This window comes from Burkholderia ambifaria AMMD (genome assembly GCF_000203915.1).
Classification (GTDB): Bacteria; Pseudomonadota; Gammaproteobacteria; order Burkholderiales; family Burkholderiaceae; genus Burkholderia; species Burkholderia ambifaria.
Map to the genome: position 1 here is coordinate 1,439,254 of NC_008390.1, position 21,526 is coordinate 1,460,779.

A 21,526-nucleotide genomic window follows, 5' to 3' on the forward strand; every position below is an offset into this window, starting at 1 on the left:
GCGCTTGCCCGCCGCCCGCGGGATTGCCCGGCGGGCGGCGCACCCGTCCGCTTACTTCGCGGTCGGCATCGCGAACTCGGCGCCCTTGCCGATGCTCGACGACCAGCGCTGCATCACCGACTTCTGGCGCGTGTAGAAGCGCACGCCTTCCTCGCCGTACGCATGCATGTCGCCGAACAGGCTCTTCTTCCAGCCGCCGAAGCCGTGCCATGCCATCGGCACCGGAATCGGCACGTTGATGCCGACCATGCCGACCTGGATGCGCCGCGCGAACTCGCGTGCGATGCCGCCGTCGCTCGTGTAGCAGGCGACGCCGTTGCCGAATTCGTGCGCGTTGATCAGGTCGACCGCTTCGCCGAAGTCCTTCACGCGCACGCAGCCGAGCACCGGCCCGAAGATTTCTTCCTTGTAGATGCGCATGTCGGGGCTCACGTGATCGAACAGCGTGCCGCCGGTGAAGAAGCCTTCCTCGCGGCCCGGCACGCGCAGCCCGCGCCCGTCGACCACCAGTTGCGCGCCTTCGCTGACGCCTTGCTCGATATAGCCTTCGATGCGCTTGAGCGCTTCGCCGGTGACGATCGGGCCCATCTCGACTTCCGGCTGCATCCCGTCGCCGATCACCAGCTTGCGCGCGCGCTCGGCGACCGCCGGCACGATCCGGTCGGCCACGTCGCCGACCAGCACCGCGATGCTGATCGCCATGCAGCGTTCGCCGGCCGAGCCGTACGCGGCGCCGATCAGCGCATCGACCGCCTGCTCGATGTTCGCGTCCGGCATCACGACGAGGTGGTTCTTCGCGCCACCGAGCGCCTGCACGCGCTTGCCCGACTGCACCGCGCGCTGCTGCACGTAGGCCGCGATCGGCGTCGAGCCGACGAAGCTGACGGCCTGCACGTCCGGGTGGTCGAGCAGCGCGTCGACCGCGCCCTTGTCGCCCTGCACGACGTTGAACACGCCGGCGGGGAGGCCGGCCTGCGTGAGCAGGTCGGCGATGAACAGCGCCGCCGACGGGTCGCGCTCGCTCGGCTTCAGCACGAACGTGTTGCCCGTCGCGAGCGCGACCGGGAACATCCAGCACGGCACCATGCACGGGAAGTTGAACGGCGTGATGCCCGCGACGACGCCGAGCGGCTGGCGCATCGTCCAGTTGTCGATGCCGGTGCTGACCTGGTCGGTGAAGTCGCCCTTCAGCAATTGCGGCACGCCGCACGCGAACTCGATGATGTCGATGCCGCGCGCGACTTCGCCCTGCGCGTCGGAGAACACCTTGCCGTGCTCGGCCGTGATGATCGCCGCGAGCGTGTCGCGGTGCTCGTTCATCAGTTGCAGGAAGCGGTGCAGCACACGGGCGCGGCGGATCGGCGGCGTGTCGGCCCAGGTCGGGAACGCGGCATGGGCCGACGCGACGGCGCGCTGCACTTCGTCGCCGTCGGCGAGCGCGACGCGGCGCACCGCGCGGCCCAGCGCCGGGTTGAGGACGTCCTGGAAGCGGCCGCTGCGGCCGGCAACGGGCGCGCCGTCGATGTAGTGGCCGACGTCGGCGTCGGACGTGTAGGCGGGAACCGGGTTCATCGTGTCTCCTGGGGATGGGGGCGAATGGAGCCTAGTCTAGGCAAAGCGGCGGGGCGGGAGAAGGCCGCGCAGCTTGATTCACTGTTCAGAATTCTGAATAATCAGTGGATGAATCAGCAAAATGTCCAGGCGCTCTGGCCGCATATCCATTCGCTGACGGTGCTCGCCGCCGCTGGCAGTTTCACGGCCGCCGCGCAGCGGCTCGGCATCAGCAAGGCCGCGATGAGCCAGCGCATCGCCGATCTCGAGAAGGCGGCCGGCGTGCCGCTCGTGCGGCGCACCACCCGCAGCGTGCGGCTCACCGACGCGGGGCAGACGCTGGTCGACAGCACGCGCGACGCGTTCGAGTCGATCGGCCAGCATTTCGCGCGCGTGAAGGATCTGGCCGGCGAACCGCGCGGGCTGCTGCGCGTGACGGCGCCCGTCGCGCTCGGGCGCCAGCAGGTGGTGCCGCACCTGCCCGATTTCCTGCGGCAGCATCCGGGCGTGCACATCGAGCTCGACCTGTCCGACCGGCTGCATTCGCTGACGCAGGAGGGTTTCGATCTCGCGATCCGCCATACGACGACCGCGCCGCAGACCCACGTCGCGTGGAAGCTGTGCGACACGCGTTCGCTGCTGGTCGCGAGCCGCCACTACCTCGATGCGCGCGGCGCGCCGCGCCACCCGAGCGAACTCGTCGATCACAGCTGCCTGTGCTACCTGCGCGACAACGAGCCGGCCGCCTGGAGCTTCGAGCCCGACGGCCGGCGTCGCCAGCGCGTGAGCGTGCCGGTGCGCGGCAGCTTCGCGGCCAACAACAGCGAGGCGATGCGCGAGGCCGCGCTCGGCGGGCTCGGCATCGCGCTGCTGCCGGATTTCAGCGCGCAGCGCGATCTCGACGCAGGCCGGCTCGTCGCGCTGCTCGACGGCTGGCGGCCGTCCGGCGCGTTCGGCGACCATATCTTCGCGATCCGGCCGTACAGTCCGGTCGTGCCGAGCGCGGTGCGCGCGCTGGTGCGGCACCTGCGCGAGCGGCTCGCCGGCGGTTTTTCGGGCGCCTGAGCGGCGCGCGCGGCCGTGCCTGCCTGCCCCATGGCCGTGCCTGGGCGGCGCGGGCAGGCACGGCCGCGCTGCGGTAAAATCGCCGCTTCCTCCCGCGCCCGTGTGGCGCGTCATTCGAAGGTCGACAGCCGATGCAGATTCACAAGGAAGTGGACGCGCGCGGGCTTAACTGCCCGTTGCCGATCCTGCGCGCCAAGAAAGCGCTCGCCGATATGGAGAGCGGGCAGATCCTCAAGGTGCTCGCGACCGATCCGGGCTCGCAGCGCGATTTCGCCGCGTTCGCGAAGCAGACGGGCAACGAGATCGTCGAAGTCACGACCCAGGACAAAACCTTCGTATTCCTGATGCGCCGCCGCTGACGGCCCGCATCACGCGCCTCTCGCGGCACCCGGCCGGGCAGCGCCCGTTGGCCCGACCGCGCCTCCGATGCCTCTGACAATTCTTAAACCTCGTCGCACGACCGGCTGCGTATACTGACCCGGCCGGTCGTCCGTCTCGGATGGATGCGCCGGCCACGGTACGTCATACGAGGCGGGCACGGGGGCCATGCCTGACGCTACCGTCGTACAAACGGGGAGAGGACATGTCCTTCAGACAAGGGACCATTCGAAGTCCGTCCGCGGCGGAACGCATCGCGCCCGCACGCGCGGCGGGGTCGAGCCGGATCGAGCTCGACCCGCAACAGGATCGCCACGCGCGTGCCGCGCTGGAGGCCTATGCCGATTCGGCGGCGGCCGAGATGCCGTGGCTGGCCGAATCGCTCGACGAACGATTGCGCGACGCCGCGCATGGCGACGGCGCGGGCCTCACGTATTGCGGCGCGACGGTCGAACGCGTGTTCGATCTCGCGCACGCGTGGGCGGCGAGCCAGCCCGACTATGCGGCGCCGGCGTGGGAGCGCGTGCGCGGCCAGCTGGAGCGGATGCTGCGGCAGCCGATGCTGCGGCAGCCGACGCTGCGGCAGCCGGAGTAGCCGTCGCTCGGTCGGCGGCGGCGTGTGCCGACCGACGATTTTGCCGAGCCGATGGCCCGGTTGGCGGGCGCCGACCAGGGCGCGTAATCGCGCGATCGGCAGGATTATTCGAATAAAGGACCGTAGTCCGCGCAATTTCTTGGCGAATTTCATACTACTATGATGAAATCGCCGGTTCGTCCGTGCCCCGTTTTTGAGATATTGGCCGGGGCGCCGTGTCACGCAGGGTGCGCGAGCGGCCAAACGGCGGCTCGCCGGCCGGCGTCGGAAGCCGTGCCCGTGCGGCGCGGCGGAGTGAGCGCGGGGAGCTTGAACTGGACGAATCGATTTCGATTTGCGGGGTGCTATGAGAATTGCTGTACTGGATGACGATCCGGCCCAGACGGATTTCGTCAGTCAAACGCTGACGGCCGCCGGCCACACGTGCTATGCGTTCAAGGAAGGCAAGGCCCTGAAGAAGCGTCTGCAGCGCGAGACGTTCGATCTGCTCGTGCTCGACTGGAACGTGCCCGACATGTCCGGCGAGGAAGTGCTGAAGTGGGTCCGTGCGAACCAGTCCGAGCACAGCCTGCCGATCATCTTCATGACGAGCCGCGACGACGAGGCGGGGATCACGCAGATCCTCAACGCCGGCGCCGACGATTACGTGGTCAAGCCCGTGTCGGGCCCGATCCTGCGCGCGCGCATCGGCTCGCTGCTGCGCCGCGCGTATCCGGTCAATCCGGAGGCGACCGTTCGCGAGTTCGACCAGTTCCGCTTCGACGTGAACCTGAAGCAGGCCTATGTCGGCGACAAGGCCGTGAGCCTCACGCAGAAGGAATTCGAGCTCGCGCTGCTGCTGTTCCAGCATCTCGACCGGCCGCTGTCGCGCGCGCACATTCTCGATCTCGTGTGGAAGCAGGCGACCGACATTCCGTCGCGCACGATGGACACGCACATCTCGATGCTGCGCACGAAGCTCGGCCTGCGGCCGGAAAACGGCTATCGCCTCGCGCCGATCTACGGCTACGGCTACCGGCTCGAGCGCGTCGGCCAGGGAGAACCGGAGTGATCGCGCGCATCACGCAGCGCACGCCGGGCCTGCGCACGGCGGCACTGCGCGCGGCGTGCGTGGTCGCGCTGGCATGCGCGGCACAGCAGGCCGCCGCGCGGCCGCCGGCTGCCGCGGGCAAGACGATCGTCTACCGCACGCAAGCCGGCGACACGCTGTACGACGTCGCCGCGCGCTACCTGCAGGGCCCGGACGACTGGCAGCTGCTGCAGCAGATCAACGGCGTACCCGCCCCGAAGCACCTGCAGCCCGGCATCGCGCTGAAGCTGCCGGTCGCGCGGCTGCGCAAGGAAAAGCTGACCGCGCGCGTCGTCGCGGTGCAGGGTGCGGCCGAGCGCACGTCCGGCGACGCCTACGCGCCGCTCGCCGACGATGCGACGCTCAACGAGGGCGACCGCGTGCGTACCGGCGCGAACGGTTTCGTGACGATCGAGCTCACCGACGGCACGCACATGAGCCTGCCGCCCGACAGCCAGCTCGACCTGAAGACGCTGCGCCGCACCGTGCTGACCGGCACGCTCGATCGCGAGTTCGAGCTCACGCGCGGCTCGGTCGACAGCGAAGTCACGCATCTGAAGAAACGCGACGACCGCTTCCAGATCCGCTCGCCGTCGGTCGTGGCCGGCGTGCGCGGCACGCGTTTTCGCGTGAACTACGACGCGGCCGGCAACGCGGCGACGCGCGTCGAAGTGCTCGACGGCACCGTCGGCGTCGCGGGCAAGCGGCAACCGGCCGACCCGACGCTCGTGCATGCGAACTTCGGCAGCGTCGCGACGTCGTCCGGCGCGATCGGCGCGCCCGTCGAGCTGCTGCCCGCACCGGCGCTCACGCATCCGGACAAGGTGCAGGACGAGCCCGACGTCGCGTTCGACATCGCGCCGCTCGCCGACGCGCACGCATACCACCTGCAGCTCGCGCACGACGCGGGCATGCTCGACCTGTTCCGCGAAACCCGCACCGATACGCCGAGCGCGGTGTTTCGCGACGTGCCGAACGGCACGTATTTCGTGCGGGTCGCCGCGATCGACACCAACGGCCTCGAAGGCATGCCGCGCACCTATGCGTTCGAGCGGCGCCAGATGGGGCTCGACGCGAGCGCGTCGCCCGGCGCCGGCGGCTACGAGTTCCGCTGGTCGCCCAACGGCTCCGGCAAGGATGCGCGCTACCGGTTCGTGCTGTCGCGCTCGAAGGACCTGAGCGCGCCGGTCGTCGACCAGGTCGGCCTGCACGCGCGCAAGATCACCGTCGCGCACCTGCCGCCCGGCGACTACTACTGGGCGGTGACGGTCGAGGAGTTCGAAGGCGGCAAGTTCTACCAGAAGACGAGTCCGGTCAGCGCGTTCACGTTGTCGCGCTGATCCGCGGCAGATGAAAACCGACTCCGTTTCCCCGCGGCGGCGCCTCGGCCGCCGCTTCCTGATCGAATGGATCGCGATCGGCTGCCTCGGGATCGCGGTGATCCTCGCGTGCGCGCTCGGCCGGCTGTCGTCGAGCGTCGACGGGCTGATCTACGACCGGCTGCTGATGCTGCGCAGCCTGCCGCTGTCGCCCGACGTCGTCGTCGTCGACATCGACAACCAGAGCGTGTCCGCGCTCGGTCGCTGGCCGTGGCCGCGCAGCGTGCATGCGCGGCTGCTGGACACGCTCGCGCGTGCGCAGCCGGCCGCGGTCGTCTACGACGTGTTGTTTACCGAGCAGTCGCCCGAGGATCGTCCGTTCGCGGACGCGATGGCCCGGGTGCCGACCTTCCTCGCCGTGCTGCTGAGCCCGGAGCAGGCGGACGGCACGCGCACCGTCGATCCGCCGGTGGCGGAGCTGGCGGCCCGCGCGACGGGGCTCGGCCACATCAATCTCGAAGTCGATCCCGACGGCATCGTGCGCAGCGTCGCGCTGTTCGAAAGCGACGGACGCGTGCGCTGGCCGCAACTGATGGTGCCCGTCTACCGCGCGCTCGAGGCCGGCCGCCTGCATCCGGCCGGCGGCGCGCCCGGCGCGCATGCGCACGACCTGTCGCGCGACGTGACCGGCGAGGGCCGCTACCTGATCCCGTTCAGCCGCAACACGCCCGCGTATCCGACGCTGTCGTTCAACGACGTGCTCGAAGGGCGCGTGAAACCCGACGCGCTGCGCGGCAAGATCGTCGTCGTCGGCGTGACCGCGTCGGGCCTCTACGACCGCTTCGCGACACCGGTGTCGGGCGAGTTCGGCCCGCTCGCCGGCGTGTACATCCACGCGAACGTGCTCGACATGCTGACGACCGGCAGCGCGATCCTGCCCGTGTCGCGCGCGGGGCTGTTCGTCGCGTCGCTGCTGCCGCTCGCGGTGCTGCTGGCCGGCTTCCTGATGCTGTCGCCGTGGCGCGGCCTGCTGCTGACGCTGAGCCTGGCCGCGGCGGCCGTCGTCGCGAGCGTCGCGCTGTTGTTCGAGGCGCGCGTGTGGTTGTCGCCCGCGCCCGCGATCTTCGGGCTGATCGCCGTGTATCCGATCTGGAACTGGCGGCGCCTCGAAATGACGATGTCGTACCTGCGCCGCGAGCTGCAGCGGCTCGCCGACGAGCCGCACCTGCTGCCCGAGGCGCCGCGCACGCGCAGCGTCGGCGGCGACGTGCTCGAACGGCAGATGGCGCTGATGGCGCAGGCCGCGCAGCGCGTGCAGGACATGAAGCGCTTCGTGTGGGACAGCCTCGACAGCATGCCGGAGCCGATCTTCGTCACCGACCTGGCCGGCACCGTGCTGATCGCGAACCACGCGGCGAAGCGCTACGGGTCGAGGCTCGCGCTGCCGTTGCCGGAAGGCCGGCCGCTGCGCGCCGCGCTCGGCGAGCTGACCTTCATGAAGACGGTCGACGGCAACGTCGAACACGACGTCGCGATCCGCGAACACTGGCCGGCCGCGCTCGACCCGACGCTCGAGGCCGAGCACGACGCGATGGCGCGCGGCATCGAGGTGCGCGACCGCGACGGGCTCGACCATCTGCTACGCTACGCGGCATGTACGAACGCGCAGGGCCACGTGACGGGCTGGATCGCCGGCCTCGTCGACGTGACCGAGCTGCATGCGGCCGAGCGGCAGCGCGAGGAGGCGCTGCACCTGCTGTCGCACGACATGCGCTCGCCGCAGTCGTCGATCCTCGCGCTCGTCGAGATCGAGCGCGAACGCGTCGAGACCGACGCGACGCGCCGGCTGCTCGCGCGGATCGAGCGGTATGCGCATCGTGCGCTGTCGCTCGCCGACGAGTTCGTGCAACTGGCGCGCGCGGAGTCGCAGGCGTACCAGCTCGAGCTGACGAGCCTCGTCGACGTGCTGATCGACGCGAGCGACGAAGTCTGGCCGCAGGCGCAGGCCAAGCGCATCCGCATCGATACCGACGTCGGCACCGACATGGGCTGGACGCGCGCCGACCGCTCGCTGATCACGCGCGCGTTCGTCAACGTGCTGAACAACGCGGTCAAATACAGTCCGTCCGACACGGTGATCACGTGTACGCTGACGATCGAGCACGCATCGAGGCGGATGTTCTGTACGATTCGCGATCAGGGGTACGGCATCGCGCCGGAAGATCAGCGGCATCTGTTCGAGCGTTTCAAGCGGTTCCATGCCGGCGAGCGGCCCGAAATCTCGGGTTCCGGGCTCGGCATGGCATTCGTGAAGACGGTCGTCACGCGCCACGGCGGCAGCGTGACGGTCGACAGCGAAGTGGGTGTCGGCACCGCGGTGACGGTGTCGCTGCCCGCGATCGACGAGCCGTCCGCCTGACAGGGCCGGGCACGACGGCAGGCATTTGGGGGAAGTCATGAGAAAGGAATGGGCAGCGACCGCATTGGCGGCGTCGCTGTTGACGGGTTGCGCCGGCGTCACGACCGGCGTGAGCGCGCTCGGGCAGCCGAATGCGTTCGCGTCCGGTGCGCACGGCTACGATGTCGTTCGCACGGCCGCTCAGGCCGACGATGCCGAATACCGGCGGATCGAGACGCTGGTGCGCGACGCGCTCGCGCAGCGCGGCTTCGACGCGCAAGCCGGCAAGGATGCGCGCTACCGGCTGTCGATCGCGTATGCGACGCAGCCGGCGTCGGTCGCGGCGACGGCCGACCAGTGCGGCGCCGCGAGCAGCGCATGCGTGACCGTCGACGGGCCGGCGCCGTTCGCGCTGCCGTTCGCGGGCACGGTGTACCGCCACGTGCTGACGCTGCGTTTCGTCGACGCGAGCTCGGGTGCGGATGTCTATCGCGTGTCGGCGTCGCTGCGCGATCGCGATCCGGGCACGCAGCAGGCCGCGCCGACGCTCGTGCGGAGCGCGCTCGCGAAGCTGCCGTTCGAGCAGGGTGACGGCTGGCTCGTGAAGACGAAAAAAGACGACGCGGGCGCAATGCCGGGCGTCGTCTCGGTGAAGCCGGCCGCCGCGCGCTGACGCGCCGGCCGTGAGGTGAGGGCGGGCCCGCCGGAAAGGCGAGGCCGGCCCGGGCCGCGTTCAGGCGGCCGGATGCGCGTTGCCGCGCGTGCGCAGGTACGCGTCGAACTCGGTGCCGACTTCCGGGTGGCGCAGCGCGAATTCGACCGTCGCCTTCAGGTAGCCGAGCTTGCTGCCGCAGTCGTAGCGCGTGCCCTGGTACTTGTAGGCCAGCACCTGTTCGTCGGCGAGCAGCGCCTGGATCGCGTCGGTGAGCTGCAGCTCGCCGCCCGCGCCCGGCTTCAGCGCGCGCAGGTGTTCGAAAATGCGCGGCTTCAGGATGTAGCGGCCGACCACGCCGAGGTTCGACGGCGCGACTTCCGGCGCGGGCTTCTCGACGATCGCCGACATCTTGACGATCGACTCCTCCCACTCCTTGCCATCGACGATCCCGTACGACTTCGTCTCCGACGGCGGAATCTCTTCCACGCCGATCACCGAGCTGTGATAGTGGTCGAACACGTCGACCATCTGCTTCATCACCGGCGGGTTGCCGTCGAGCAGGTCGTCGGCGAGGATCACCGCGAACGGGTTGTCCGCCACGAGCTTTTCCGCGCACAGCACCGCATGGCCGAGGCCCAGCGCTTCCGGCTGGCGCACGTAGAAACAGTCGACATGGCTCGGCTTGATGCTGCGCACGAGCTCGAGCAGCTTTGCCTTGCCGCGCGCCTCGAGTTCGGCCTCGACCTCGTACGACTTGTCGAAGTGGTCCTCGATCGCGCGCTTGCTGCGCCCGGTCACGAAGATCATCTCGGTGATGCCCGCGGCGATCGCTTCCTCGACGGCGTACTGGATCAGCGGCTTGTCGACGACCGGCAGCATTTCCTTCGGGCTCGCCTTCGTTGCAGGGAGGAACCGCGTGCCGAGACCGGCAACGGGGAATACCGCCTTGTTGACTTTCAACATGATCGAACCTTTATTCCTGTAATCGTCTTGTCAGACGGTCTATGTTCACGTTCCGATTATAGTGAACGCAAACGACCTTACCGTTTGTTACGCAGGCAACCGATCGAGCTGGGCACGCAGTTTTTCCAGCGTACTACCGAACTCGGCCACGCGCTTTTGTTCCTGTTCGACCACGGCCGGCGGCGCTTTCGCGACGAATGCCTCGTTGCCGAGCTTCGCGTTGCACTTCGCGATCTCGCCCGTCAGGCGCGCGATTTCCTTCGACAGGCGCTCGCGCTCGGCCGCGACGTCGATCTCCACCTTCAGTACCAGCTTGTTCGGGCCCACGATCGCGATCGGCGCGCCGTGCGCTTCCTTGTCGAGCGTCGCTTCGTCCGCGAGGATCTGGACTTCCGACAGGCGGGCGAGGGCCTGCACGTACGGTGCGAACGAGCGCAGGCGCTCGGCGTCGCCGGCCGCGAGCAGCGGCACCTTGGTCGCCGGCGACAGGTTCATCTCGCCGCGCAGGTTGCGGCACGCGTCGACGATCGCCTTCAGGTCGGCCGCCCATTGCTCGGACGCCTCGTCGATCTTCTGCAGGTTCGCGACCGGATACGCCTGCGTCATCAGCGATGCTTCGCCCTCGGCCTTGCCTTGCGGATAACGGCCGGTGAGCGGCGCGACCTTCTGCCAGAGCGCTTCGGTGATGAACGGGATGATCGGGTGCGCGAGGCGCAGCACCGTCTCGAGCACGCGCAGCAGCGTGCGGCGCGTCGCGCGCTGCTGTTCCGGCGTGCCGTTCTGGATCTGCACCTTCGCGAGTTCGAGGTACCAGTCGCAGTACTCGTCCCACACGAACTTGTAGATGCTGGTCGCGATGTTGTCGAAGCGGTAATCGGCGAAGCCCTTCGCGATGTCGGCCTCGGTGCGCTGCAGCAGCGACACGATCCAGCGGTCGGCCGCCGAGAAGTCGAGGTAGCCGCCGGGGCCGCAGTCGCCCGCGCCGCACACTTCCGGCTTGTCGTTGCCGCAGTCGTGGCCTTCGCAGTTCATCAGCACGAAGCGCGTCGCGTTCCACAGCTTGTTGCAGAAGTTGCGATAGCCTTCGCAGCGCGCGAGGTCGAAGTTCACGTTGCGGCCGAGCGTTGCCATCGACGCCATCGTGAAGCGCAGCGCGTCGGTGCCGAACGCGGCGATGCCGTCCGGGAATTCCTTGCGCGTCTTCTTCTCGATGGTGGCGGCCTGCTTCGGGTTCATCAGGCCCGTCGTGCGCTTCGCGACCAGCGTTTCGAGGTCGATGCCGTCGACGATGTCGATCGGGTCGAGCGTGTTGCCCTTGCTCTTCGACATCTTCTGGCCTTCCGCGTCGCGCACGAGGCCGTGCACGTACACGGTATGGAACGGCACCTTGCCGGTGAAGTGCGTGGTCATCATCACCATCCGGGCGACCCAGAAGAAGATGATGTCGAAGCCCGTGACGAGCACCGACGACGGCAGGAAGTGCTGCAGTTCAGGCGTTTCGTTCGGCCAGCCGAGCGACGAGAACGGCACGAGCGCCGACGAGAACCACGTGTCGAGCACGTCCTCGTCGCGCTTGAGCGCGCCGGCATAGCCCTTCGCGGCGGCCTGCGCGCGCGCTTCTTCCTCGTTGCGCGCGACGAACACCTCGCCGTTCTCGCCGTACCACGCGGGAATCTGGTGACCCCACCACAGCTGGCGCGAGATGCACCAGTCCTGGATGTTCTCGAGCCACTGGTAGTAGGTGGTCGTCCAGTTTTCCGGCACGAACTTGATCTGGCCGTTGCGCACGACGTCGAGCGACGTCTCGGTGATCGACTTGCCCGGGTTGAACGTGCCTTCCGGCGCCGCCTTCGTCATCGCGACGAACCACTGGTCGGTCAGCATCGGCTCGATCACGACGCCCGTGCGGTCGCCGCGCGGCACCATCAGCTTGTGCGGCTTCACGGAGTCGAGGAAGCCCTGCGCGTCGAGGTCGGCGACGATCGCCTTGCGTGCGTCGAAGCGGTCGAGGCCGCGATACTGCTCGGGGCCGTTGTCGTTGATCTTCGCGTCGAGCGTCAGGATCTCGATCGGCGCGAGGTTATGGCGCAGGCCGACCTGGTAGTCGTTGAAGTCGTGCGCGGGCGTGACCTTCACGACGCCCGTGCCGAACTCGCGGTCGACGTAGTCGTCGGCGATCACCGGGATCTCGCGGCCCGTCAGCGGCAGCGTGACCAGCTTGCCGATCAGGTGCGCGTAGCGCTCGTCTTCCGGGTGGACCATCAGCGCGACGTCGCCGAGCATCGTCTCGGGACGCGTCGTCGCGACGGTCAGCGAGCCCGAACCGTCGACGAGCGGGTAGCGGATGTGCCACAGGTGGCCGTTTTCCTCTTCGCTCGCGACCTCGAGATCCGACACCGCGGTGAGCAGCACCGGATCCCAGTTGACGAGGCGCTTGCCGCGGTAGATCAGGCCCTGTTCGAAGAGCGTGACGAACACGTCGCGCACGGCGGCCGACATCTTGTCGTCCATCGTGAAATATTCGCGCGACCAGTCGGTCGACGCGCCGAGGCGGCGCACCTGGCCGGTGATCGTCGAGCCGGACTGCTGCTTCCACTCCCACACGCGCTCGACGAACTTCTCGCGGCCGAGGTCATGGCGCGACACGCCTTGCGCATCGAGCTGGCGCTCGACGACGATCTGGGTCGCGATCCCCGCGTGGTCGGTGCCGGGCACCCACAGCGTGTTCTCGCCGAGCATCCGGTGGTAGCGCGCGAGGCCGTCCATGATCGTCTGGTTGAACGCGTGGCCCATGTGCAGCGTACCGGTGACGTTCGGCGGCGGCAGCTGGATCGCGAAATCGGGGCGCGCCGGGTCGAAGGCCGGGGCGGCATAGCCGCGTTTTTCCCACTCCGGCCCCCATTGGGACTCGATGGTGTGGGGTTCGAAACTCTTCGCAAGCGTGCTGTCGCTCATGGTTGGAAATCTGCCGAAAAATGCGTGAATTGGATGCCGAATCCGGCAATTATAAATGGATGCACATCGGCCAGCCATTGCGGGGTCCGCGCCGGCCCGTCGGGCGGCCCTCACTGCGCCGCGGCGGCGCGAGGCCGAACGGATCGGAAACGGCATCGCGCCGCCGACTTATAATGTCGGGTCCGCATTTTTCTCGCACGCCCGCTGCCGCTCCATGCCCGATCTGCTCGCCAATCTGAACCCTGAACAATACGCCGCCGTCACGTTGCCGAACGAACCGGCGCTGATCCTCGCGGGGGCGGGCAGCGGCAAGACCCGCGTGCTGATCACCCGCATCGCGTGGCTGATCCAGCAAGGCTACGCGTCGCCGCCCACCGTGCTGGCCGTCACCTTCACGAACAAGGCCGCGCGCGAGATGATGGCGCGCCTGTCGGCGATGATGCCGATCGACACGCGCGGAATGTGGATCGGCACGTTCCACGGGCTGTGCAACCGGATGCTGCGCACCCACTGGCGCGACGCCGGCCTGCCGCAGACCTTCCAGATCCTCGACACGGCCGATCAGTTGTCGGCGATCAAGCGGTTGATGAAGGCGGCGAACGTCGACGACGAGAAGTACCCGCCGAAGAATGTCCAGTACTTCATCAACAACGCGAAGGAGCAGGGGCTGCGTCCCGACAAGGTCGACGCGACCGACAACTTCAACCGCAAGTTCGTCGAGCTGTACCAGGCGTACGACCAGCAGTGCCAGCGCGAGGGCGTGGTCGACTTCCCCGAGCTGCTGCTGCGCTGCTACGAGCTGCTCGCGTACAACGCGCCGCTGCGCGCGCACTACCAGGCACGCTTCCGGCACATCCTCGTCGACGAGTTCCAGGACACCAACAAGCTGCAGTACGCGTGGCTCAAGATGCTCGCGGGCGGCGAGAACGCGATCTTCGCGGTCGGCGACGACGACCAGTCGATCTACGCGTTCCGCGGCGCGAACGTCGGCAACATGCGCGACTTCGAAGACGAATTCCGCGTGCGCAACCTGATCAAGCTCGAGCAGAACTACCGGTCGCACGGCAACATCCTCGACGCGGCGAACCAGCTGATCTCGAACAACGCGCACCGCCTCGGCAAGAACCTGCGCACCGACGCCGGCCACGGTGAGCCCGTGCGCGTGTACGAGGCGAGCACCGATGCGCAGGAAGCCGGCTGGATCGTCGAGGAGATCCGCTCGCTGATCAACACCGGAATGTCGCGCAGCGAAGTCGCCGTCCTGTATCGCAGCAACGCGCAATCGCGCGCGATCGAGCACACGCTGATGACCTCGGGCATTCCGTATCGCGTGTACGGCGGCCTGCGCTTCTTCGAGCGCCAGGAAGTGAAGCATGCGCTCGCGTACCTGCGCCTGATCGACAACCCGAACGACGACACCGCGTTCGTGCGCGTCGTGAACTTCCCGACGCGCGGGATCGGCGCGCGCTCCATCGAGCAGCTCGCGGATGCCGCGCGCCTGTACGACTGTTCGATGGCCGCCGCGATTCCGTACGTGACCGGCAAGGCCGGCACGAGCCTCGGCGGGTTCGCGACGCTGATCGCGAAGATGCGCGCCGAGACGCAGCAGATGAGCCTGCCCGAGACGGTCGAGTACGTCGTGCGCGCGAGCGGCCTCGCCGATTTCTACCAGGGCGAGCGCGAAGGCCAGGACCGCCTCGAGAACTTGCAGGAACTCGTGAACGCGGCCACCGCGTTCGTCAGCGAGGAAGGCTACGGGCTCGACGCGCCGGCCCGCTCGATCCCGCTGCGCGCGGGGGCGATCGCGGCGCCGGAGCTCGGCGTGGATGCGAACGATCCGTCGGTCGACGTGCTCGATCCGGCGCCGCTCGACGACCCCGCGCAGAACCCCGACACGATGACGCCGCTCGCGGGCTTCCTGTCGCACGCATCGCTCGAAGCCGGCGACAACCAGGCGCAGGCCGGCCAGGACGCCGTGCAGCTGATGACGGTGCACGCGGCGAAGGGCCTCGAATTCTCGGCCGTGTTCATCACCGGCCTGGAGGAAGGGCTGTTCCCGCACGAGAACAGCGTGCTCGAATCGGACGGCCTCGAGGAAGAGCGCCGGCTGATGTACGTCGCGATCACGCGGGCGAAGGAGCGGCTCTACCTGTCGTTCGCGCAGAGCCGGATGCTGCACGGCCAGACGCGCTACAACGTGCGCTCGCGCTTCTTCGACGAATTGCCGGAGCACGTGCTGAAGTGGCTGACGCCGAAGGTCGAGGCGGGCGCGCGTTGGGGCGGCCGTTCGGACAATGCCGGCTGGGGGCGCGACTGGTTCTCGCGGCCGGGCGGCGGCAGTCGCGAGCAGGTCGTCGACGCGGCGGTTTCCGCGCCGCTGCCGGCGTTCGCGAACAAGCAGCGCGCGGCCGACACCGGCTTTCGCGTCGGCCAGCAGGTATTTCATACCAAGTTCGGCGAGGGCACGGTCACCGCGCTCGAAGGCAACGGCGCCGATGCGAAGGCGCAGGTGAAGTTCAAGCGGCACGGCGAGAAGTGGCTCGCGCTGGCGGTCGCGAAACTGCAGGCGGTGGAATGATGAGCATCGACATGGTCGGAACGGTTTCGACGCGCCCGCTCGGCATTCTGGCCGCGCTGCCCGAGGAGCTCGGCGACCTGATCGCCGCGATGCGCGCCGAGGGCGTGATGAAGACGATCACGCTCGGCCGCCGCGACTACCACCTCGGTACCGTGCACGGCGCGGCCTGCGTCGTCACGCTCGCGCGGGTCGGCAAGGTCGCGGCCGCCGCGACGGTCAGTGCGCTGATCCATGTGTTCGGCGTGTCCGGCGTCGTGTTCACCGGTGTCGCCGGCGGCGTGTCGCGCACGGTGCGCGTCGGCGATGTCGTCGTCGCCGATACGCTGCTGCAGCACGACCTCGATGCGTCGCCGCTGTTTCCGCGCTACGAGGTGCCGCTGCTCGGCATCACGCGGTTCGCGACCGACCTGGAACTGACGGCCCGCCTGAAGGCCGCATGCACGCTGTTCGTCGCCGAGGAAGGCGCGCGGTTCGCGGAGCGTTTCGGGCTGGCCGGCGCGTCGCTGCACGGCGGGCTGATCATCAGCGGCGACCGTTTCGTGTCGAGCGAGCGCGAGGTCGTCGCGCTGCGCGATGCGTTGCCCGACGCGCTTGCGGTCGAGATGGAAGGCGCGGCGATCGCGCAGGTGTGCGCCGAGCACGACGTGCCGTTCGCCCTCGTGCGCACGATCTCCGATACGGCCGACGACCACGCGACGCAGTCGTTCTCGCACTTCCTGTCGGCGATTGCGAGCAGCTATTCGACCGGCATCCTCAAGCGGTTCCTGACGCTGCATGCGACCGAGCGAGGGGCAGCAGTCATTTAGGGAGGCAGGGAGGCGCGTCGTGCTTAGGCGCTGCAATGACGAACGGGCCATGATGGATTAAGCTCTCGCGGCTGCCGGGGAAGTTGGGGCAGTCGGGGCGATCGCACGTCGCACGCGGTCGCATCAAAAAAATAACTATCCGGAGAGGGCCAGAATGCCTGTGGAATGTACTTTCTCGTTAAACCGTCAGCGCTCGTCCGTCCTGCATTGTGCGGGTTTTGGGGCAGTCGCCGCATTCAGCGGCAACGGTCGATATGTCAATGATCCGAATTCGACAACAGTTCCCAACGACGGGCCGTTGCCGGCCGGTGTTTACTACATCGTGGATCGCCAGAGCGGTGGACGCATGGGGTGGTTGAACGACTTTCGCTCCGATCTGCTTGCAGGTACTCATCGCGCGGATTGGTTCGCGTTGTATCGCAACGATGGCGTGATCGACGACTGGACGTCGCTCAACGGCATTCGGCGTGGCCACTTCCGGTTGCATCCCGTCGGATACTGGGGCATCAGCGAAGGCTGCATCACACTGCCGAACAAAACCCAGTTCGATGCGCTTCGCAAGTTCCTCAAGTCGCAGGCCGTCGGCACGATTCCAGGCACCGGGATGAAGTACTACGGTCGAGTGGTCGTCCAATGAAAGCGCTTCTGCGTCTGCTTGCCGCGATCGCTTTGACGATCCCGGTCTATCTCGGCCTGGCGAATTCACCTCTGGATGAATGGTTTCAAAGCGGCGCCGGTTGGCGAGCGTTCGAACCGCTGTTCAGCGTGTTCGACATGCTCGGTGTTCACGGCCAGGGTGACATCCTGATTAGTACCATGCTCGGCGTCAGCTTCGTGATCGCGTTGGCGCTGGTCCTGCTGGGCGCTCGAATTCTCGATCGTGGGACGCGAAAGTCCCCGCGCCGATAGCCCTTTGGCGACACACTTCGCAACGTTTATTGAGCCACCAGCCGCGGCACGCATGCCGCGGCCGCCCCGTCACGCCTTCTTGCGGCGCGCGCTTTCGAGGTTCGGCAGGAACACCGTCAGCACGCCGATCAGCGGCAGGAACGAGCACACCTTGTAGACGAACGTGACGCTCGTCGCGTCCGCGAGCTGGCCGAGCACGGCGGCGCCCACGCCGCCCAGGCCGAACGCGAAGCCGAAGAACAGGCCCGCGACCATCCCGACCTTGCCGGGCATCAGTTCCGTCGCATAGACGAGGATCGCGGCGAACGCCGACGCCAGCACGATGCCGATGATCACGCTCAGCACGCTCGTCCAGAACAGGTTCGCATACGGCAGCAGCAGCGTGAACGGCGCGACGCCGAGAATCGACACCCAGATCACGTACTTGCGGCCGATCCGGTCGCCGACCGGCCCGCCGATCAGCGTGCCGGCCGCCACGGCCGCGAGGAACACGAACAGATGGATCTGCGCGGCCTGCACCGACAGGTGGAACTTGTCGATCAGATAGAACGTGAAATAGCTGTTGATGCTCGCGAGGTAGAAGTACTTCGAGAACAGCAGCAGCACCAGCACGCCGATCGCGGCGAGCACGCGGCGCGGCGACAGCGTCGGATGGCCGGCCGCCGCGGCCTTCTTCTTCATCGACGGATGCTTCTTGTACCAGTGGCCGATCTGCGTGAGCACGACCATCGCGACGAGCGCGGCCGCCGAGAACCACGCGATGCTGTGCTGGCCGTGCGGAATGATCACCAGCGCGGCGAGCAGCGGCCCGAGCGCCGAGCCGGCGTTGCCGCCGACCTGGAACAGCGACTGCGCGAGCCCGTGTTGGCCCCCCGACGCCATCCGCGCGACCCGCGACGATTCCGGATGGAACACCGACGAGCCGCAGCCGACCAGGGCCGCCGCCACCAGCAGCGTCGGGAAGCTCTGCGCGGCCGACATCAGCAGCAGCCCCGCGAGCGTGAAGCCCATCCCGACCGGCAGCGAATAGGGCTTCGGCCGCTTGTCCGTATAGAGCCCGACGAGCGGCTGCAGCAGCGACGCGGTGATCTGGTAGGTCAGCGTGATCAGGCCGATCTGCGCGAACGACAGCGCGAACTGGCTCTTGAGCATCGGATAGATCGCGAGGATCAACGACTGGATCATGTCGTTGAGCATGTGCGAGAAGCTGATCGCGCCGAGCACCGGGTAGACGGTGCGCGCGGCGGGTGGAGCAGACGGCTGGGCTGCGGCGGCGTTGCCGGCACCCGTATCGAGGCTGGTTTCCATGTGAGCTGAGCGAGTTGAGGTGACGGGACGCGCTCTGATGGGGATCGGCGCGTTCGAATCGTTGTTGCGTCAAAGAAGTGTAATGTGGCGTATCGAGAATGTCCGGCCAACTTTTATCGCGATTCGGACATCGCCGTCAGCCGCGGGGTCGGCCGATCGGCCATTCCGCCCTTTTTTGGCCGGGTATAACGCAGGCAGCGCGTCTGCCGTGAGCGCGGGCACGCCGGGCTCGGCTCGGTGTTTGTCCGGACTCAAGGAATGGCGAGAGCGGCCGTAGAACGACGCAACGGCAACAGAGGCGCGCCGCGCACCGCACCGGCCACGAGCCGGGCGGGCATCACGGTAGCCGCCGGACCCGACCTGTCCGGCGGTGGGATCAACACGGGGATATATCGATGAAAGCAGCATCATTGCATCCACGGCCGGGTGCGGCCACCAGCGCATCTGGTGCAGCCGCCAGGCCCGCCGCCGCACGACGTCCGCGCGCAGCCCGGCGCGAACGCCGGCCCTGGACGGTCAAGGCGACGTTGCGCGCGGCGTTCGCGATCCTGCTGGCCGGCACGCTCGCGATCGGCGTGTTTTCGCTATGGCAGATCAGCCGGCTGAACGCGTCGATCGCGTCGGTCTACGAGCAGGGGCACGTGGCGAGCCGCGCGGCGGAGGAAGTGCGCGCCGAGGTGCTGCGTGCGAGCCGCGCGCAGAAGATGCTGCTGACCGCGACCACCGCGAAGGAGCGCGACGACCTGGGCGCCGAGGTTCGCGCGGGGCTCGCGTCGATCGGCCAGGCGCTCGCGACGCTGCAGCATTACGCGGATCCGGCCGATGCGGACGATTCCGCGCGCCTGCGCGCGTTCTCCATGGCGGTCGGCACGTGGAGCGGCCATCTGCGCGATTTCGTCGCGCTCGTGCAGGCGCAGCCGCTCGACCTGTCGCAGATGAACTGGCAGGTCGGCACGCAGGACGTGTCGCTGCTGGTCGAGACCGCCAAGCTCGAGAAGCTGGTCGCCATGCTCGTGAAGACGCGCGGCGCGAAGTCGAAGGCGACGCTCGATGCGTCCGCAACGATCTTCTCGTCGTCGTTCGCGATGATCGCGGCGATGACGGCCGCGCTGTTCGTGCTGGCGATCGTGATCGCCGAACAGGTCGTGCGCCGCCTCGCGTCGCAGCTCGGCGGCGAGCCCGCCGATGCGAAGGCGATCGCCGCCGACATCGCGCGCGGCGACCTCACGCGGCCGATCCCGCTTGGCCGCCACGACCGCGACAGCATGGTGCGTGCGCTGTCCGACATGCAGACCGGGCTCGCGGCGACCGTCGGCGAGATCGCAGTCAGCGCCGAGGCGATCGCGGCTGCGTCCGGCGAGATCTCGACCGGCAATCTCGACCTGTCGCGGCGTACCGAGCAGCAGGCCGTCGCGCTCGAGCGCACCGCGGCCAGCATGGAGGAGCTCACGTCGACCGTGCGGCAGAACGCCGAAAACGCGCGGCAGGCGAGCGCGCTCGCGGCCAATGCATCGGCGGTCGCGGAAGCCGGCGGCGAAGTCGTCGGGCGCGTGGTTGCGACGATGAGCGAGATCGACGACAGCGCGAAGAACATCCGCGACATCATCGGCACGATCGAGGGAATCGCGTTCCAGACCAACATCCTCGCGTTGAACGCGGCGGTCGAGGCGGCGCGCGCGGGCGAGCAGGGCCGTGGTTTTTCGGTGGTTGCGGGCGAGGTGCGGCTGCTCGCGCAGCGCGCGGCGAGCGCGGCGAAGGAGATCCGTACGCTGATCGGCGCGTCGGTCGAGCGCGTCGCGAACGGCGCGGCGCTCGCGCACGATGCGGGTCGCACGATGGACGACGTGGTGCGGGCGGTCAAGCGCGTGACTGACATCATCGGCGAAATCTCCGCGGCGTCGGACGAGCAGAGCGCCGGGATCGACGAGATCGGCCGCGCGGTCATGCAGATGGATTCCGGCACCCAGCAGAACGCGGCGCTCGTCGAACAGGCGGCCGCCGCGGCGAATGCGCTCGACGAGCAGGCGCAGGCGCTCAAGTCGCTGGTCGGGCGCTTTCGCGTCGCGGCGTAAGCGCCCGGCCGCCGGCGCTTAGGACTTCTTCTTCTGCTGGTCCGGGTCGATGATGACCGTGCAGGTCGTGCCCGCCGACAGCACCACGTCGGCCGGCACTTCGTCGATCCGGATGCGGACCGGCACGCGCTGCGCGAGGCGCACCCAGTTGAAGGTCGGGTTCACGTCCGCGACGAGGTCGCGGCTTTGCGGGTTGTCGCGATCGTAGATGCCGCGCGAGATGCTCTCGACGTGACCTTTCATCACGCCGCCGCTCATCAGCCGCATCTCGGCCGGGGCGCCGATCTTCACGCGCGGCAGCTTGGTTTCCTCGAAGTAGCCGTAGACCCAGAACGAGTGGCTGTCGACGATTGCGAGCTTCGCCTGGCCGGCTACCGCGTAGTTGCCCTTGAACGTCTGCAGGTTCGTCACGTAGCCGTCGACCGGCGCGACCACGCGCGTGCGTTCCAGATTGAGCTTCGCGGCGTCGAGCGCGGCGATCGCCTGCTGGTACTGCGCGTCGGCGCTCGACGCGCTGTGCGCCGCGTTCTCGCGGTTTTCCTTCGACACGACGAGCGCATCGAGGTCGGCGCGGCGGGCCGCGTCGTCGCGGCGCATCTGCAGTTCCGCGCGGCGGGCGGCGACGGCCGCCTGCGCCTGCTCGACCGCGATCTGGTAGTGCGACGGGTCGATCTGCATGATCAGGTCGCCCTTTTTCACGAGCTGGTTGTCATGCACGGGCAGCTCGACGATCGCGCCCGACACGTCCGGCGCGACGTTGACGATCTCGGCGCGCACGCGCCCGTCGCGGGTCCAGGGATCGTCCATGTAGTGCACCCACAGCGAGCGCCCGATCAGGATCGCGACGAGAAGGATGACGGCGGTCGCGACGAAGCCGAAGAGTTTTCTGAGCATCATGATGGTTC

At 68.2% G+C, this 21,526-nt stretch carries 16 protein-coding genes and 1 pseudogene; 12 read left to right on the forward strand and 5 right to left on the reverse strand.

Annotated features, from left to right (window positions below):
• Positions 1–51: 51 nt before the first annotated feature.
• Positions 52–1,572, reverse strand: coding sequence for a CoA-acylating methylmalonate-semialdehyde dehydrogenase (locus tag BAMB_RS06635; protein WP_011656632.1), 1,521 nt, complete (start codon positions 1,570–1,572; stop codon positions 52–54).
• A gap of 108 nt (positions 1,573–1,680) precedes the next feature.
• Between BAMB_RS06635 and BAMB_RS06640 the strand changes: the two genes are divergently transcribed.
• The 7 genes and pseudogenes from BAMB_RS06640 to BAMB_RS06670 all read left to right on the forward strand — a co-directional run bounded on the left by BAMB_RS06640 (position 1,681) and on the right by BAMB_RS06670 (position 9,048).
• Positions 1,681–2,616, forward strand: coding sequence for a LysR family transcriptional regulator (locus BAMB_RS06640; protein ID WP_011656633.1), 936 nt, complete (start codon positions 1,681–1,683; stop codon positions 2,614–2,616).
• 131 nt (positions 2,617–2,747) lie between these two features.
• Positions 2,748–2,975 carry a sulfurtransferase TusA family protein gene (locus tag BAMB_RS06645; protein ID WP_006753156.1) on the forward strand — a complete coding sequence of 76 codons (228 nt, stop codon included), beginning with the start codon at positions 2,748–2,750 and terminating at the stop codon, positions 2,973–2,975.
• Between the two features lie 224 nt (positions 2,976–3,199).
• Positions 3,200–3,676 (forward strand): annotated as a pseudogene (locus BAMB_RS06650) (peptidase).
• Positions 3,677–3,935: 259 nt separating this feature from the next.
• The gene (locus BAMB_RS06655; protein WP_006756066.1) at positions 3,936–4,640 is read left to right on the forward strand and encodes a response regulator transcription factor; all 705 of its coding nucleotides are present in this window, start codon (positions 3,936–3,938) and stop codon (positions 4,638–4,640) included.
• Positions 4,637–5,998, forward strand: coding sequence for a FecR family protein (locus BAMB_RS06660; protein ID WP_011656635.1), 1,362 nt, complete (start codon positions 4,637–4,639; stop codon positions 5,996–5,998). Before BAMB_RS06655 ends, BAMB_RS06660 begins: the two co-directional genes overlap by 4 nt.
• Positions 5,999–6,008: 10 nt before the next feature.
• A complete protein-coding gene (locus BAMB_RS06665; protein WP_011656636.1) occupies positions 6,009–8,396 on the forward strand; it encodes a CHASE2 domain-containing protein in 2,388 nt (795 codons plus the stop codon).
• Between the two features lie 37 nt (positions 8,397–8,433).
• Positions 8,434–9,048 carry a DUF4136 domain-containing protein gene (locus tag BAMB_RS06670; protein WP_011656637.1) on the forward strand — a complete coding sequence of 205 codons (615 nt, stop codon included), beginning with the start codon at positions 8,434–8,436 and terminating at the stop codon, positions 9,046–9,048.
• 60 nt (positions 9,049–9,108) lie between these two features.
• Here the strand turns inward: BAMB_RS06670 and galU are convergent, their stop codons facing one another.
• Complete coding sequence (gene galU, locus BAMB_RS06675) at positions 9,109–9,993, reverse strand: UTP--glucose-1-phosphate uridylyltransferase GalU (protein WP_011656638.1); 885 nt, start codon at positions 9,991–9,993, stop codon at positions 9,109–9,111.
• A gap of 87 nt (positions 9,994–10,080) precedes the next feature.
• Positions 10,081–12,948 (reverse strand): valine--tRNA ligase, encoded by a 2,868-nt coding sequence (locus BAMB_RS06680; protein WP_011656639.1) that lies wholly within the window; start codon positions 12,946–12,948, stop codon positions 10,081–10,083.
• A gap of 214 nt (positions 12,949–13,162) precedes the next feature.
• Here BAMB_RS06680 and BAMB_RS06685 point away from each other — a divergent pair, with 214 nt between their 5' ends.
• The 4 genes from BAMB_RS06685 to BAMB_RS06700 all read left to right on the forward strand — a co-directional run bounded on the left by BAMB_RS06685 (position 13,163) and on the right by BAMB_RS06700 (position 17,241).
• Complete coding sequence (locus BAMB_RS06685) at positions 13,163–15,526, forward strand: UvrD-helicase domain-containing protein (RefSeq protein ID WP_041491152.1); 2,364 nt, start codon at positions 13,163–13,165, stop codon at positions 15,524–15,526.
• Positions 15,523–16,332 (forward strand): 5'-methylthioadenosine/adenosylhomocysteine nucleosidase, encoded by an 810-nt coding sequence (locus BAMB_RS06690; protein WP_041491153.1) that lies wholly within the window; start codon positions 15,523–15,525, stop codon positions 16,330–16,332. The genes BAMB_RS06685 and BAMB_RS06690 overlap by 4 nt, the downstream gene beginning before the upstream one ends.
• Before the next feature lie 154 nt (positions 16,333–16,486).
• A complete protein-coding gene (locus BAMB_RS06695; RefSeq protein WP_011656642.1) occupies positions 16,487–16,969 on the forward strand; it encodes a DUF2778 domain-containing protein in 483 nt (160 codons plus the stop codon).
• Positions 16,966–17,241, forward strand: coding sequence for a hypothetical protein (locus BAMB_RS06700; protein WP_011656643.1), 276 nt, complete (start codon positions 16,966–16,968; stop codon positions 17,239–17,241). The genes BAMB_RS06695 and BAMB_RS06700 overlap by 4 nt, the downstream gene beginning before the upstream one ends.
• Positions 17,242–17,310: 69 nt before the next feature.
• Here BAMB_RS06700 and BAMB_RS06705 read toward each other — a convergent pair whose 3' ends face one another.
• Entirely contained in the window at positions 17,311–18,549 is a 1,239-nt protein-coding gene (locus tag BAMB_RS06705; RefSeq protein ID WP_011656644.1) for an MFS transporter, read from the reverse strand.
• Between the two features lie 395 nt (positions 18,550–18,944).
• Between BAMB_RS06705 and BAMB_RS06710 the strand changes: the two genes are divergently transcribed.
• Positions 18,945–20,621, forward strand: a complete 1,677-nt coding sequence (locus BAMB_RS06710; protein ID WP_011656645.1) for a methyl-accepting chemotaxis protein — start codon at positions 18,945–18,947, stop codon at positions 20,619–20,621.
• An 18-nt stretch (positions 20,622–20,639) separates the two neighbouring features.
• On the opposite strand, the gene BAMB_RS06715 is transcribed toward BAMB_RS06710, so the two are convergent.
• Positions 20,640–21,518: an efflux RND transporter periplasmic adaptor subunit gene (locus tag BAMB_RS06715; RefSeq protein ID WP_011656646.1), complete on the reverse strand. Its 879-nt coding sequence runs from the start codon at positions 21,516–21,518 to the stop codon at positions 20,640–20,642.
• Between the last annotated feature and the right edge of the window lie 8 nt (positions 21,519–21,526).